General features: G+C 65.0%; 11 protein-coding genes and 4 tRNA genes. 7 read left to right on the forward strand and 8 right to left on the reverse strand.

Features of this window, described 5'->3' with window-relative positions; all coding sequences use genetic code 11:
• Positions 1-8 precede the first annotated feature (8 nt).
• From clpB to QX204_RS21200, 6 genes are all read right to left on the reverse strand, one after another.
• The gene (clpB, locus tag QX204_RS21175; protein WP_301901747.1) at positions 9-2639 is read right to left on the reverse strand and encodes an ATP-dependent chaperone ClpB; all 2631 of its coding nucleotides are present in this window, start codon (positions 2637-2639) and stop codon (positions 9-11) included.
• A complete protein-coding gene (locus QX204_RS21180) occupies positions 2621-2941 on the reverse strand; it encodes a chaperone modulator CbpM (RefSeq protein WP_301901748.1) in 321 nt (106 codons plus the stop codon). Before QX204_RS21180 ends, clpB begins: the two co-directional genes overlap by 19 nt.
• Positions 2938-3864 (reverse strand): DnaJ C-terminal domain-containing protein, encoded by a 927-nt coding sequence (locus QX204_RS21185; RefSeq protein ID WP_301908056.1) that lies wholly within the window; start codon positions 3862-3864, stop codon positions 2938-2940. The genes QX204_RS21180 and QX204_RS21185 overlap by 4 nt, the downstream gene beginning before the upstream one ends.
• A gap of 6 nt (positions 3865-3870) precedes the next feature.
• Positions 3871-4365: a nucleotide exchange factor GrpE gene (locus QX204_RS21190; protein ID WP_301901749.1), complete on the reverse strand. Its 495-nt coding sequence runs from the start codon at positions 4363-4365 to the stop codon at positions 3871-3873.
• Between the two features lie 9 nt (positions 4366-4374).
• Positions 4375-6267: a molecular chaperone DnaK gene (dnaK, locus tag QX204_RS21195; RefSeq protein ID WP_301901751.1), complete on the reverse strand. Its 1893-nt coding sequence runs from the start codon at positions 6265-6267 to the stop codon at positions 4375-4377.
• 252 nt (positions 6268-6519) lie between these two features.
• The gene (locus QX204_RS21200) at positions 6520-7593 is read right to left on the reverse strand and encodes a hypothetical protein (RefSeq protein ID WP_301908057.1); all 1074 of its coding nucleotides are present in this window, start codon (positions 7591-7593) and stop codon (positions 6520-6522) included.
• Between the two features lie 368 nt (positions 7594-7961).
• Between QX204_RS21200 and QX204_RS21205 the strand changes: the two genes are divergently transcribed.
• Together QX204_RS21205 and QX204_RS21210 are read left to right on the forward strand one after the other, a co-directional pair.
• Positions 7962-8303, forward strand: a complete 342-nt coding sequence (locus QX204_RS21205; protein WP_301908237.1) for a hypothetical protein — start codon at positions 7962-7964, stop codon at positions 8301-8303.
• Between the two features lie 176 nt (positions 8304-8479).
• Positions 8480-8653, forward strand: a complete 174-nt coding sequence (locus tag QX204_RS21210; protein WP_301901752.1) for a hypothetical protein — start codon at positions 8480-8482, stop codon at positions 8651-8653.
• 1346 nt (positions 8654-9999) lie between these two features.
• Here the strand turns inward: QX204_RS21210 and QX204_RS21215 are convergent.
• Positions 10000-10074 (reverse strand) — tRNA-Val (locus tag QX204_RS21215).
• 415 nt (positions 10075-10489) lie between these two features.
• Here QX204_RS21215 and QX204_RS21220 point away from each other — a divergent pair.
• The 5 genes from QX204_RS21220 to QX204_RS21240 all read left to right on the forward strand — a co-directional run bounded on the left by QX204_RS21220 (position 10490) and on the right by QX204_RS21240 (position 13247).
• Positions 10490-10561: transfer RNA gene (locus QX204_RS21220), tRNA-Gly, on the forward strand.
• 40 nt (positions 10562-10601) lie between these two features.
• Positions 10602-10672 (forward strand) — tRNA-Cys (locus QX204_RS21225).
• A 1-nt stretch (position 10673) separates the two neighbouring features.
• Positions 10674-10748, forward strand: a tRNA-Val gene (locus tag QX204_RS21230).
• A 179-nt stretch (positions 10749-10927) separates the two neighbouring features.
• Positions 10928-12001 carry a phospho-N-acetylmuramoyl-pentapeptide-transferase gene (mraY, locus tag QX204_RS21235; protein ID WP_301901753.1) on the forward strand — a complete coding sequence of 358 codons (1074 nt, stop codon included), beginning with the start codon at positions 10928-10930 and terminating at the stop codon, positions 11999-12001.
• Positions 12002-12053: 52 nt separating this feature from the next.
• Positions 12054-13247: a hypothetical protein gene (locus QX204_RS21240; protein ID WP_301901755.1), complete on the forward strand. Its 1194-nt coding sequence runs from the start codon at positions 12054-12056 to the stop codon at positions 13245-13247.
• Here QX204_RS21240 and QX204_RS21245 read toward each other — a convergent pair.
• Complete coding sequence (locus tag QX204_RS21245; RefSeq protein ID WP_301901757.1) at positions 13213-14166, reverse strand: hypothetical protein; 954 nt, start codon at positions 14164-14166, stop codon at positions 13213-13215. The genes QX204_RS21240 and QX204_RS21245 overlap by 35 nt on opposite strands.
• Positions 14167-14330 lie beyond the last annotated feature (164 nt).

Genomic DNA, 14330 nt, shown 5'->3' on the forward strand with positions numbered 1-14330 from the left:
ACCTCGTTTCAGGCCGCGACCGCGGGCGCGGTGTAGGCGACGGCGAGATCGTCACCGGTCACGGTGACAGTGACGGTGCCGCCCTGACCGATATCGCCGCGCACGAGTGCCCGCCCGATCTTCGTCTCGACTTCGTGTGCGATGTAGCGGCGTAACGGCCGCGCACCGTAGACCGGATCGAATCCGTGTCGGGCGATGAGCCTGCGGGCCTCCGCGGTGATGTCGAGCCCGATCTGTCGTTCGGCCAGGCGTTGTCGGAGTTCTTCGAGCTGCAGCAGCACAATGTGCTCGATCTGGGGCAGCGTGAGGGGGGTGAACAGCACGATGTCGTCGACGCGGTTGAGGAACTCGGGGCGGAAGTGTCCCCGTAGCTCGGCGAGCACCCGATCCCGTGCGTCGGGTTTGATCTCGCCGTCGGCGGTGACGCCGTCGAGGAGATGGTGGGAGCCGATATTCGAGGTCATGATGACCACGGTGTTGCGGAAATCCACCTGCCTGCCTTGTGAATCGGTGATCCGGCCGTCGTCGAGCACTTGCAGCAACGTATTGAACACGTCAGCGTGCGCCTTCTCGATTTCGTCGAACAACACTACCGAGTACGGCTTACGGCGCACCGCCTCGGTGAGCTGCCCGCCCTCGTCGTAACCGACGTAGCCGGGCGGCGCGCCGATCAACCGGCTCACCGTGTGCCGCTCCTGGTATTCGCTCATGTCCAAGCGCACCATGTTGTCTTCGCTATCGAAAAGCGTGGCGGCCAAAGTCTTCGCGAGTTCGGTCTTGCCGACGCCGGTGGGTCCGAGGAAGATGAACGACCCGATCGGCCTGCGCGGATCGCGGATTCCCGACCGAGCCCGGATCACCGCGTCGGCGACAAGTTGGACCGCCTCTTCCTGCCCGATCACTCGCTCGTGCAGGATTTCATCGAGCCGTAGCAACTTTTCGCGCTCGCCCTCCTGTAGCCGCGCTACCGGGATTCCGGTCCACGCGGCGACGATCTCGGCGATCTCGTCCTCGGTGACCACCTCGCGTAGCAGCGGCTGCTGCCCCTGCTTGGTGCGCAATTGCTCCTCGGCCGCTCGCAAGTTGCGTTCCAGCTCGGTGATCTCGCCATAGCGCAACTCGGCCGCGCGGTTGAGATCGTAGTTTCGTTCGGCCTCTTCGGCTTCGTGGCGCAGCTGCTCGAGTTTTCCGCGCAATTCCTGCACGCGCCGGATCGCCTGCCGTTCGGCCTCCCACTGCGCGTGGCGTGAATCAGCTTCGGCCCGCAGATCGGCGAGTTCCTTGCGGAGCTCCTCGAGACGAGCTTTGCTCGCCGCGTCGGTCTCCTTGGACAGTGCCGCCTCTTCGATCTCCAGCCTCGTCACCTTCCTGGTGAGCTCGTCGAGTTCGGCTGGCATCGAGTCGATTTCGGTGCGTAGCCGAGCACATGCCTCATCGACGAGGTCGATAGCTTTGTCCGGTAGGAAGCGGTCGGTGATGTAGCGATGCGACAGGGCCACCGCAGCGACCAGCGCGCCGTCCTGGATCTTCACGCCGTGGAAGACCTCGAGGCGTTCGCGCAGGCCGCGCAGGATGGACACCGCGTCCTCCATGTTTGGCTCGTCCACCAGCACCGTCTGGAATCGGCGTTCCAGTGCCGCGTCGGCTTCGATGTGCTTGCGGTACTCATCCAGGGTGGTGGCGCCGATCATGTGCAGCTCACCGCGGGCGAGCATGGGCTTGAGCATGTTGCCCGCGTCGAGAGATCCGTCGCCCCCGACCGATCCCGCCCCGACCACGGTATGCAGCTCGTCGACGAAGAGCAGGATGCGGCCCTCGGCGGCCTTCACCTCCGACAACACCGCTTGCAGCCGCTCTTCGAACTCGCCGCGATACTTCGCCCCGGCGACCAGCGACCCCATATCGAGGGAGAAGATCGTCTTCTCGCGCAGGCCTTCTGGCACATCGCCACGGACGATGCGCTGCGCCAGGCCCTCCACGATCGCGGTCTTGCCGACGCCGGGATCACCGATCAGTACTGGATTGTTCTTGGTCTTCCTACTCAAAATCTGTGTCACCCTGCGGATCTCGGCATCTCGACCGATGACCGGGTCGAGCTTGCCCGCGCGGGCTTCGGCCACGAGGTCGCGGCCGTACTTCTCCAGTGCCTCGTATGCGCCCTCCGGGGTCGCCGAGGTCACCCGCTGATTGCCGCGCACCGTGGTAAGGGCTTGCAGGAATGACTCTCTGGTGATGCCTTGACCCGCGAGGATCCGGCCCGCGGCAGTGCCCGATCCTTCTTCGGCCAGCGCCATGATCAGGTGCTCCACCGACACATAGGAGTCCTTGAGCCGCTTGGCTTCGCGCTCGGCCGATTCGAGCAGCGCGGCCAATCGCCGGGTGACCATCACCTGACCGGGTGCGGCGCCAGGACCGCTCACCTTGGGCCGGCGCGACAGCTCGCGATTCAGCTCGGCCCGCAACGCGTCGAGATCCGCGCCCGCGTGGTCGAGTAGCCGGGGCACCAGTCCTTCCGGCTGGTCGATCAGGGCGAGCAGCAGATGCTCACCGTCGACCTCGCTGTGCCCCGATCGCGTAGCCGCGTTCTGCGCTTCGCTCAACGCTTCCCGGGACTTTTCAGTCAACGTGCTGGTGTCCATCGTGATGTCCTCCTTCGAGGATCGGCTTCGAGTTCTTCGATTCGGTCCAGCAGATCGAGCACCACTCCAATGGCCGCGTAGTTCAATCCGAGCCCTGCCCGTAAGCGTTGGATTCGGGCGACAACGGCCAACGTGGACGGTTCGAAGCGAAGTTCTTCGGTGCCTTCGCGAACGCCGTCGAGCAGCCCGAGTGCGACCAATCGGCGCACCATGTTCGGATGCAGATCGCAGCGCCGGGAGAACTCGTCGAGTCGCAGCCCCGCTCGCCGCACGATCACGTATCGGGGTGTGGGCGCGCTCATCGCTCTCTCCTTGGATCGAAGGTCGACGCGGCGGCCAACTGCTCGAACAGCTCGCGTTCCCGCGCTGTCGGTTTCACCGGCACCATGACCTTGACCTCGGCGTACAGATTGCCGTCAGCGCCGCGGGGATTGGGCATGCCCGCACCACGCAATCGCAGCTTGCGTCCGGTCGAGGAGCCCGGTGTCACTTTGACTTTTGCCTCACCACTCGGAGTCGGGACCGCGACAGTGGCCCCGAGCACCGCCTCCCAGGGGGACACGGGCAGGTCGAGGTAGATATCGCGGCCGACCAACCGGAAACGCGGATGCGGTTCGATGCGCACGACCAGGTAGAGATCTCCGGCGGGCGCATCACCACTACCCCTGCCGCCCTGCCCGGACAACCGGATCCGCTGCCCGTCGACGACCCCGGCTGGAATGTCGACGTCGTAGTTTCGCTCGCCGAGCCGTAGCTTGCGTTTGCCGCCGCGGTAGGCCTCCTCGACGGTCAGCGCCAGGACAGCCTCCTGATCGGCGCCGGGAATCGGTCCGTATCGGCCACCGCGACCACCGAAGATATCGCCGAATATGTCTCCGAAGTCGACGTCGCCGTCGAAACCATGACCGACGTGCACACGGGCCCCGCGCCCGAAACCACCCCCACCCCTACCTCCACCGAAACCACCGCCGCTCGCGCCGACCCGTTCGTCGTAGTCCTGCGGCACCCGCCGGAAGTCCGAACCGAAGCGGTCGTAGCGGCTTTTCGTCTCCGGATCGGAGAGGACCTCGTAGGCCTCACTGACCTCCTTGAACCGATCCTCCGCCGCCGGATCGGCATTCACATCCGGGTGATATCGCCGCGCCAGCTTGCGATACGCCTGTTGGATCTGGTCCTTCTCGGCATCGCGGGAAACCCCCAGGATCTCGTAGTAGTCACGCTCCACCAACTCTCACCCCTCGGCTCTGGTAACGATCACAGAAGCCGGACGTAGCTGGCCTTCGTTCTCGCCGTAACCGGGGCGCAGCACCTCGACCACGGTCCCTGGCGGGAGATCGGGCCGGTCGACCACGCTGGTCACCTCGTGCATTTCCGGAGAGAACGGAACTCCCACCTCCGAATGTCTCGGGTAGCCGAGCTGTTCGAGTACCTGCACCGCTTGGTCCCGGATAGCGCGCACGCCCGCGACGAGTGGGTCGGTCTCACTGTTCGTGTGCGCCAGGGCCAGTTCCAAGTTGTCCAACATCGGTAGCCAGGCTCTGGCCACTTTCGCTCGTTCGGCCATGCGCTCTCGATCGAGATCTCTGGCGTAGCGTTTGCGTAGGTTGTCCAGATCGGCCGCGGTGCGCCGCCAACGGTCTTCCCACTGGGCGAACCGGGCATCGGGTTCCTGGACCGTGTCCGGGTCGGGATTGTCGGGGATCGACTGCTCTGCGGAGGTTTCCATCGGGAGTCCTCAGCTCCGGTCGAACTCGGCGTCGATCACGTCGTCGTCAGCGGGTGAGTCAGTCGTTTCACCAGCGTCCGCATAGCTGGACGGTCCGTCGCCGCCGCCGGACGGTGTGGGCTGCAACCCGTACAGCAATTGCTGCAGTTCCGAGGTGATCGACTGCACCCGGTCCAGCGGCGCTTCTTCTTTGACGGCCTGCCTGGCATCGGCGATCAGCATCTCGGCGCGTGCCCGCTCATGCGGCGGCGCGCTGTCCCCGAGATCGCCCAACCGCCGTTCCACTTGGTACGCAGCTGAATCCAACGCGTTGCGGGCATCGACGGCTTTGCGTAGTTGCTCGTCTTCGCCGCGGTGTCGCTCAGCCTCGGCGAGCATCCGATCGACCTCGCTCTGGTCGAGATTGGACTGCTCGCTGATCGTGATGCTCTGCTCTTTACCAGTGTCCTTGTCGCGCGCGGTGACATTGAGGATGCCGTTGGCGTCGATGTCGAAAGTGACCTCGACCTGCGCTTGGCCGCGTGGCGCCGGCCGGATGTCCTCGAGCCGGAACCGGCCGAGCACCCGGTTGTCGGCGGCACGCTCGCGTTCGCCTTGGAGCACAACCACATCGACCGCGGGCTGATTGTCCTCCGCGGTGGAGAACACCTCGCTGCGCCGGGCCGGGATGGTGGTGTTGCGTTCGATGATCTTCGTCATCACCCCGCCCTGGGTCTCCACGCCCAGCGACAGCGGCGTGACATCCAGCAGCAGCACGTCAGAGACCTCGCCCTTGAGCACGCCCGCCTGAACCGCCGCACCGAGCGCGACCACCTCGTCCGGGTTCACGCTCATGTTCGGGTCCTTGCCGCCGGTCAACCGACGTACCAACGCCTGTACCGCCGGGATACGGGTGGAACCACCGACCAGGATCACCTCGTCGATGTCATTGGCGGTCACCTTGGCATCGGTCATGGCCTGCTCGACCGGCTCGAGGCAGCGCTGCACCAGATCCGCGGTCAAGTCCTCGAACTTCGAGCGCATGAGCGTGGTGGTGAGATGCTTGGGTCCGTTCGCGTCAGCGGTGACGAAGGGCAGATTCACCTGTGTCTGTGATACCGAGGACAGCTCGACCTTGGCCTTTTCCGCCGCCTCGAAAAGTCGTTGCAGCGCTTGCGGATCGGCACGCAGGTCGATGTGCTCGTCACGCTGGAATTCATCGGCTAGATGGTCGACGATGCGCCGGTCGAAGTCGTCACCGCCCAAATGCGAATCACCCGCGGTGGAGCGGACCTCCACGACACCGTCACCGACATCGAGCAGGCTCACATCGAAAGTACCGCCGCCGAGGTCGAACACGAGCACCGTCTCATGGGTCTGCTTGTCCGATCCGTACGCCAACGCGGCGGCTGTCGGCTCGTTGATAATGCGCAGGACGTCGAGTCCTGCGATCCGGCCGGCGTCCTTGGTGGCGGTGCGCTGCGCGTCGTTGAAGTAGGCGGGCACGGTGATCACCGCTTCTGTGACCCGCTCCCCGAGATACTTGCTCGCGTCGTCGACAAGCTTGCGCAGCACCAGCGCGCTGATCTCCTCGGGCGAATACATTTTGCCCCGCACATCGAATCGGGCAACACCGCCCTCGCCCTCGACGACGTCGAAGCTCACCGCCTTGGCTTCCGCCGAAATCTCGTCGAAGTGACGTCCGATGAATCGCTTCGCCGAATAGATCGTGCCCTTCGGATTCAAGATCGCCTGCCTACGCGCGAGTTGACCGACGAGTCGCTCACCGCTCTCGGTGAAAGCGACCACCGATGGCGTGGTGCGCGCGCCCTCGACATTGGCGATCACCACCGGCTCCCCACCCTGCCAGCTCGCGATAACAGAGTTCGTAGTTCCCAGATCGATTCCTACAGCAGTGGCCATATCAATTCCTTCGGATCGGCGCGACCGGCCGGCCGCCGGATACTCGACACCGCCAATCCTGCCGACCGCGTCAGAGCCACAACACGGCCCGACAAGGCGAAAAAGCCCTCGACTATTGGTCCTGCCAGAACAAAGGCGGACCGCTACCGATCGCACAGACGATCGCCGCAGGGATTGCAAGCCGCCGAGAATGGATCTTGCGAGCAACGAGGGGCACGTGTGCCGCACCCACCGTGCCCATCACGCCCGGTCCTAGCCACTCCGTTGTTCATCGATGCGCCGGCGCTGGCGTGCACCGTACGTCGCCTCCTTGACCGCAGTGTCGTCCTCGAGACCGGACCCGAGCGCTCCACCGATGGTCGCGATAGACGCCAGCAGCCAAGCAAGGGTGAGGTAATCGGAGAAGTTCACCCTGTGCCCCAGAACGGAGGACAGCAGTTCTGGTGAAAGAGCCAGGCCCGCGGTGAACAGCAGCAGGCAGAACAGTGCCACATGCAGGACACCGACACCGACGCCCAGAGTGATCACGGTCGCCAGGTTGTACAACACTGATCGATCGCGTTCGGCCGCCGACCGCGGTCGCTCCCAGAGTTCGTGGTCGAGGATCAGCCACAGAACCATCGCCACGACCGATAGGACCGTTGCCGCGCTCATCCGCCATGGGCCCATCGTGTCGGCGAACATCCAAATCGTGTCGGTGGCCAGTGCGATCGCTCCGGTGGCGAACGCACCGACGAGTACCTTCGAGAGTCCAGTAACCAGCCGCCACGGCCGGTTGGCCCGCACCATCCCCGACACCAGGCGCAATCGCCGCAGTCCCGGGGGTGTGAAGTACCTGACGCCGCTCACGATCGGTACAGACGGAAACCGTCGCGCCGCCCGGAGCGGCGCGAGTTCCGGGTCACCGAGCATGTGAGAGATCGCGAGTTCGCTGACAGTGCGGACGCGTCGCTCGATCCGGAAGCCGCCCACCCCAGGCACGGAGATGAGCGCGAATCGGTGGTCGGCACTGACGTCGGCCACCACCGGAAGCGTGTCCTCACGGCGCGGCAGATCGGTGAGGTACATGACGAGGTCTTCGGATTCCGCAGCCGGATCGACCGCGTCGATCACCTCGGCGAAATCCGCTCCCTCGGCGAGAAGGTAGGGCTCGAGGCGCACACACGTCGACCACTGGCGCTCGAGCCTGTCACGGCTTTGCAGCCGTCCCGGCAGGCACTCCGCGAGGCGTTCCGCGACATCGGCCGGCTTGCCCGGATCCGCGATCAACAACACCGAGACCCGCTCACCAACCGTACCGGCTCTCCAGAGCCCGTTCGTGTCCACCGCCCGCGCATACCCGCTCGAGCTGGGCACAAACAGCAAGAACGAACGACGCAAGCAACTGCTCCGCATGACGCTGCCGGATGATGCGGCCACCCGAAGGAATGGACGAAACCAACCGTCGACTTGTCCAATTGGGGCGGTTGCGTGGTCCGGGGCTGCCCCGTAGCGTGCCGCAGGAGATCGGGTGGGCTGACTCGTGAACCGTCTGTCACCCTTGGGGGTTGACTTGCCCGTGATGTGTCCACCCACCCGGTCTCCGTTCACAGCTTGACGCAACAGAGGTGTGACGACAAGGTGCTGTGAGAGGTTCTTGAAGTCGACGTGTCGGCCGCGGATTCCCCACCCGACGAGGCGAGGAACCCGATTCGATGATGCTGATCGGCGTCGATTCACACAAGTCCAGCCACACCGCCACCGCGGTCGATCCCGGGACGAATACTGACCTGGGGACGATCCGAATCGTTGCCAGCAGTGCCGGCTATCGACGATTGCGTGATGCTGGTTGGTGTCGGCGACCTCGCTCACGCGGGAACCTCCGCCAACGCCTTGTGCACCACGGCCGCCACGTCGGCGAGAATGGACATGCCGAACATATCCCGGTCGTCGAGTTCGATGTCGTAGGCGCGCTCGATGCGGGCTGGCGCATCGTCCCTACCGCCGTGTCGTGGACGCTCTCGCCGACCGCGGCCAGCCACATCCGGAAGGCGTAGTGGTGCTCCACTTCCTGATGGCCCCATACCACGGCGAAAGTGGAGAAATCGTAGTCGTCGAATTCGTTGAGGAATCCGTGCACGGCGGCGATGACATTGGATTCGCCCCCTGCGAGGACCTGCTGGTGTAGACGCCGTCGAGAACTGATCGCCACCGAAAGAGATTCGGTGCAACCATGCACGTAGAGCATGCCGCCGAGTCGCAGCGTGCGCCGGTCGCCGAAGCACAGCGCATCAACATCGACCTGCAGCGCGAACTCGATGACCGCACGGTGCCGATCCCCCGTCCTGACCGGGCTGTGCAGATGGCCCGGACTCGGGCGCGTAGCTCGAGGACCAGAGTGGTTTGATCGCGAATCTCGGCACCGCCCCTGTGCGAGCGTGCTGTTCGTGTTCACGACAGTCGAACGCGCCACCTCTTGTTTGAACCGGCGCGCTCTCGATCTCTGCATCTTGCCGGGAAGAGTCGGTGATCCGGGGTGATCGTACTCCGACCTTCGCTATCTACACCGCGCGCCTTCGAGGGTTGACCGCCTCTGGTTGCGCTGGCGAATTTTGACGCCGTTACCGGCGAATCCGGTCGTCGCTGAACTGGGAACCTGCCCGCTCCCATAGGCGAATTCTGGCGTGATCGTGCACAGCACGGCCTGGTTGACCCGGTCGCATCGCCCGGAAGCTGCGGAAGTGCGCACGCCGGTGGCGCGCTTGATCAGGGCGTCGAAGGTGCGGTCGGGCAATAGCCGCTTCAGGAAGATCAGCGGGCGGGCACCGAATCCGACCTGGTAGTGGGTCTGGGTCGGATTCGGTGACGGCCTTGCCGATTCACTTATCGCCGCTGTTGAGAATCGATCTCGATTCTCAACATCTCTGCAGAGGTGCGCCGTGGCGCCCGCTGCCTACGGGTGTTCGAGTCGATTCGACCGACAACCGGCAGTCAGGTCGATGTCCGAGATGGCGCGATCGCTGCGCCCCCAAAAAAGGCGAATCACCTCTCCATGACAGCGAGATAGCTTTGCAGCCTGTCGAATTGACCACCGGTTAGGCCCCGCTTACCGGAGCTCAGAGCCTCCGACCAACTCCCCCACCTCGACCCCGAGCCCCTCCAGCACCGAGCCGCGCGCGCTGGGAAGGTTCCGGAGTCGCAGCAACTCAGGTGGCATGGCTGCAATCACATACCGTGCGGTTCCATATCGCCTATCAAATTCTGGACACTACGGGTCCGCGGGCAGCGATCCTTCTCGTATTGCACGAAAACGGTTGGCTGCCACGAAAAACATGCCCGACCGGCCCTAATGCGAAGTTCCAGCTGGTTTCAAGCCAGCAGACCCCAGGACGACCTGCAGCCATCACATCGAGTGGACGTGCGACGCTCGAGAGAGCGTTCCGAGAGTAGATCTGGATAGCAATCGCTAGACATCAGCGCAGCAAGGTGGCCGATCCGCCGGAATATGTTGGTATACAACCTATTCCGTCACAAGGTCGCAGCGAGTTACGCCAGACCGCCGGTTGAAGTTGCCCAGCATCGACGCACCGCGTGGAGCAGGCAGTCGATAGCGATTGTGTCGGGCATCACATATCTGCAGGCCCGACGAGCACCCTCGGTAACCCTGCCTATCAGTTTTCCAAGCCCCGACACTGAACGCTATTGCACGTATATTGCACGGTCATCACCCAAAACGCTCTGACCTGCACTTTATGGTGGTCCCAGCTGGTTTCGAACCAGCGACCTTCCGCGTGTGAGGCGGACGCTCTCCCGCTGAGCTATGGGACCGAACACTGTGTCGGGCGGTTTCGAGCCGCTCGAACGAGATGGAACATTAGCACGGAGGGCTGGGATGACACCAAATCGCCTTGTGAAGCGGGGTTTCGGCGAGGTGGAGCCGTGGGAGTCGGTGCTTCGCGCTCGCGCGCGTGCATGCGCGGGCGGGCGATCGATGTCCGTGCCGGCGCCTTTCGGGCGATAGCATCAATAGATGCGAATATCTATGTTTCACGATGTGGGTGCGCGGAGCCGTTGGGAGTGGAGAGCGGCTCGGGTGAGCGTGGATGACATGCGTGTAATTCACATTTAGGCCGGTTTACCAGGCGATTTGTAGTCTTCGTCGAACGTCGGCTAATGTTCTCATCGCACCGCAGAGAGCAGCAAAGCCGAGAGGCCGAGCCGCTCCCCTAAGTGTGAAGTAAATGCGGATGTGGCGCAGTGGTAGCGCATCACCTTGCCAAGGTGAGGGTCGCGAGTTCGAATCTCGTCATCCGCTCGAGAGGTAGGTAAGGCACTAGCCCCATCCTCCTTTGTACGGTGGAGTGGCCGAGTGGTGAGGCAACGGCCTGCAAAGCCGTGCACACGGGTTCGATTCCCGTCTCCACCTCGCGCGATTAGCTCAGCGGGAGAGCGCTTCCCTGACACGGAAGAGGTCACTGGTTCAATCCCAGTATCGCGCACCACCGTACCGAGTCAGGCCCCCTTTCGAGGGGGCCTGACTTGTTTGCGTCATCTATCGAGCGTGCCGAGTATGTAACCCAGATCACTCTCGGCACGGTTTCAGAGTGAGCTCCCCTAGTATCGGCACACGGCATCGCCGGGTGGGTCCGGTGCGGGACCGGCGGCACGAAGGGGCAATCGAGTGAGGCAGATCCTGTTGTCGGCGGGGATCGCTCTGGTCGTCACCATCACGCTCACGCCCGGGCTGATCCGGGTCTTCGCGCGGCGAGGGTTCGGACAGGAGATCCGCGTCGACGGGCCTGCCAGTCATCACGCCAAACGCGGAACGCCCACGATGGGCGGGTTGGCGATCGGGGCGGGGGTCTGGGCCGGGTATCTGGGATCGCACCTGATCGGGTTGCTGTGGGACGCGCCGGGGCCGAGCGCGTCGGGGGTGCTGGTGCTGCTGCTGGCGTCGGCGCTGGGTGTGGTGGGTTTCCTCGATGACTCGATCAAGCTGCGAAAACACCGCAATCTCGGGTTGACCGCGGCAGGCAAGTACGTCGGGCAGGTCGGTGCCGCGGTGGTGTTCGCCGTGCTGGTGCTGCGATTCCCCGGCGCCACGGGGCTGACGCCCGCCAGTCGCAACCTGTCCTATGTCCGCGATATCAGCACCATCACCTTCGCGTCGCTGTTCTTCGTCGCGTTCATCGTGTTGCTGGTGGTCGCGTGGTCGAACGCGGTGAACATCACCGACGGGCTCGACGGACTGGCGGCGGGTTCGATGAGCCTCACGCTCGGCGCGTACGTGGTGATCACGCTGTGGCAGTACGACAACTCGTGCGAGATCAGCCCCGGACGCGGCTGCTACAACGTGCGCGATCCGCTCGACCTGGCGATGGTCAGTGCCGCGGGCGCTGCCGCGTGTATCGGATTCCTGTGGTGGAACGCGGCGCCTGCCAAGATCTTCATGGGCGACACCGGTTCGCTCGGCCTGGGCGGCCTGCTCGCGGGGCTGTCGATCACCAGCCGCACCGAGCTGCTCGCCGTGGTGATCGGGGCGCTGTTCGTCGCCGAGATCATGTCGGTGGTGCTGCAGATCGTGGTGTTCCGCACGACCCACACCCGACTGTTCCGGATGGCGCCGTTCCATCACCACTTCGAACTCAACAATTGGCCCGAGACCGCGGTGATCATCCGGTTCTGGGTGCTGGCCGGGATCGCGTCGGCGACCGGACTGTGCCTGTTCTACAGCGAGTACCTGACCTCGCTCTAGTTGTCGGGGCCTGCGGCTACGCTGACTCGACCGAGCCAGGGAGGTCGCCGCTGTGAGTGCCGAGATCGTCGTGCCACCGGGTCACGATATCGCCGCCGACGTCTCGTTCGAGCTCGAGGAGCTCGATGAGCTGGTCGGCGAACTCCTCGCCGAGCACGCCGAACGCGCGGCCCGCGACGCGCGCATCGTCGCGTTGCGCCTCGGGATCGGTGGACAGCGCCCGGAAACCCTCACCCGGATCGGCGCACGCTACGACCTGGCCCGCGACCGGGTCCGTCAGCTCTACGCCAAGGCCATCGGGCGGATCGTGCGCGAGGCCGCCCGCTCGGGACACCGGTCGGCGAAGGTGTTCGCACACCGCTATCCGATCGAGGCCGGTGATCTGCGCCTGGTGCGCATGCTGCTGGCCGAGACCTACGCGACCGACACCGACCTGGTGGCCATGGAATGGTCCTATCTCAAGCTGCGGCTGGCCGGACACGAACAGGGCGACGCCAAGCGGGTCGCCGGATACGTGATGCAGCGAATCCTGGGCTGGCAGAAGAAGACTGCCAGCATCCTGGCCAAGCTGCAGGTGCCCGAGGAAGGCGCCGACGAGCTGCGGGCGCTGTTGGCCGATATCGAGTGGTCGACCGGGTCCGCCGCGCCGCTGCCGACCGAGTCGGCGCGGGTGGCCGACGGCGACGACGCCGACCGCGGACGGTTCTACCTGGCGAAGGCAGGCCGCGACGTCGCCTACGACTCCGCGATGGCGGCCCGCCTGCTCCGAACCCTCGACGCCGATCCGTCCGTGGCGGCGTTCCAGGAGGAACCGACCGCGCTGACCTACCACTTCGGCGGCGAGGATCAGGTCCACTATCCGGCGGTCGCCGCACAGCTCACCGACGGCCGCACCGTCCTGGTCGACGTGGTCCCGTTGGGCCGCATCGCCTTCCACCGCAATCGGATCCAGAGCGAACTCGGCCGCGCCTACGCGCACGAGCACGGCTGGGGCTGGCTCGCCTGGACCGGCAGCGCGCTCGGCACACCCCAACTCCGAGCCCGCACGGTCGACTCCTCGGTCGAGCAACGCCTGGCCACCGACCTCGAACAGGGCCCCTACGATCGCCAGGCGCTGGCTACGGCCAGCGCGGAAACCGGCCTCGACCTGCTCGACCTGGCCGGACTCGTGCTCCGCAACGACTGGCAGTGGGACCGGTTGCCGATGCGGCTCAGCGCGTCACCATCGCGCCGACCATCACGGTGAGGACCAACAGCATCGCGCAGCAGGTGAGCCACTGCCACTGATTCAGCATGCGATCCATCCGGCCGATGCTCGCGCGCAGGCTCGCCGCGGCGCGCTGCTGGGCGACGAGTTCACTGCGCAGTCCGGCCATCGTGATGGCTACGGCGTCGGCGTTCACCCCGGCCCGATCGATCCGGTTGTGCAGCCGGCCGACCAGCCGCTGCTTGTCGCGCACCGCCTGGCGTGAGACCGCCAGCTCCACCCGCTGATCACGCAACTCCGTGCGCTGGTGCTCGATCATCGCGGCCTGTGCCGCAGTGTGCCGTTCCCAGGTGCCCACGTCGGCCCACCCTCCTGTCGTGAGATCTGCGTGCCCCCAGTGGATTTCGCCGGACACCCAGCCTTCGAGAAAATCACGCAACTCCGTGCTGCCGCGAACCGGAGCGGCGAAACCGGTCTCGCCCGCGGCGAGCATGCCCTGATCGATGCGGTAGTCGGCGGCCGCGGGCGCGAAATCGGCGATGCCGACCGCGGGGACCAGCGGCACCCAGAAACCCTGCGGGCATACCCACAGCACATCGTCGATTCCGGCCGCCTGCAAGCGTTTCCGGTGGGCGCGGGCCGCGGTGATGTCGAGTGGGCCGCTGCGCACCTCGACCACGCAGCGCCGGTCACCTCGACGCCAGTAGATATCGACGGGGATATCGTCGATCCGCGCGTCGACCTCGGCCTCATCGGCGCCCGCCGCCGTGAGCCTGCCACAGATCCAGTGTTCGAGTCGCTGCGTATTCCATTGCATCGCGGCACATTCGGGGCAACCACAGCCGTACCCGGTCCGCTCGGTGACGGCGCGGCGGCTGCCCTCGGAAATTCCCAGTTCGTCGAGCAGCGCCTGTCGTCCACACGCCACCTGGGTCTCACTCAGCCGCTTCGTCCTCACACCATCACTCCCTCACCAAGGGACCCGTCGTAGGCTCACGCGCACGTCCTGGACATCAGGTTCCCGCAGCCACAGAAAAGGCGCCAGCCCCCTTGACCCGCGTTCGGGTGCGTCACCGCCCGGTGATAGATATCACAAATGCGACTCTGCTTGTATATCAAGCC

It is taken from the genome of Nocardia sp. PE-7 (assembly GCF_030486425.1).
GTDB classification, from domain to species: Bacteria; Actinomycetota; Actinomycetes; order Mycobacteriales; family Mycobacteriaceae; genus Nocardia; species Nocardia salmonicida_A.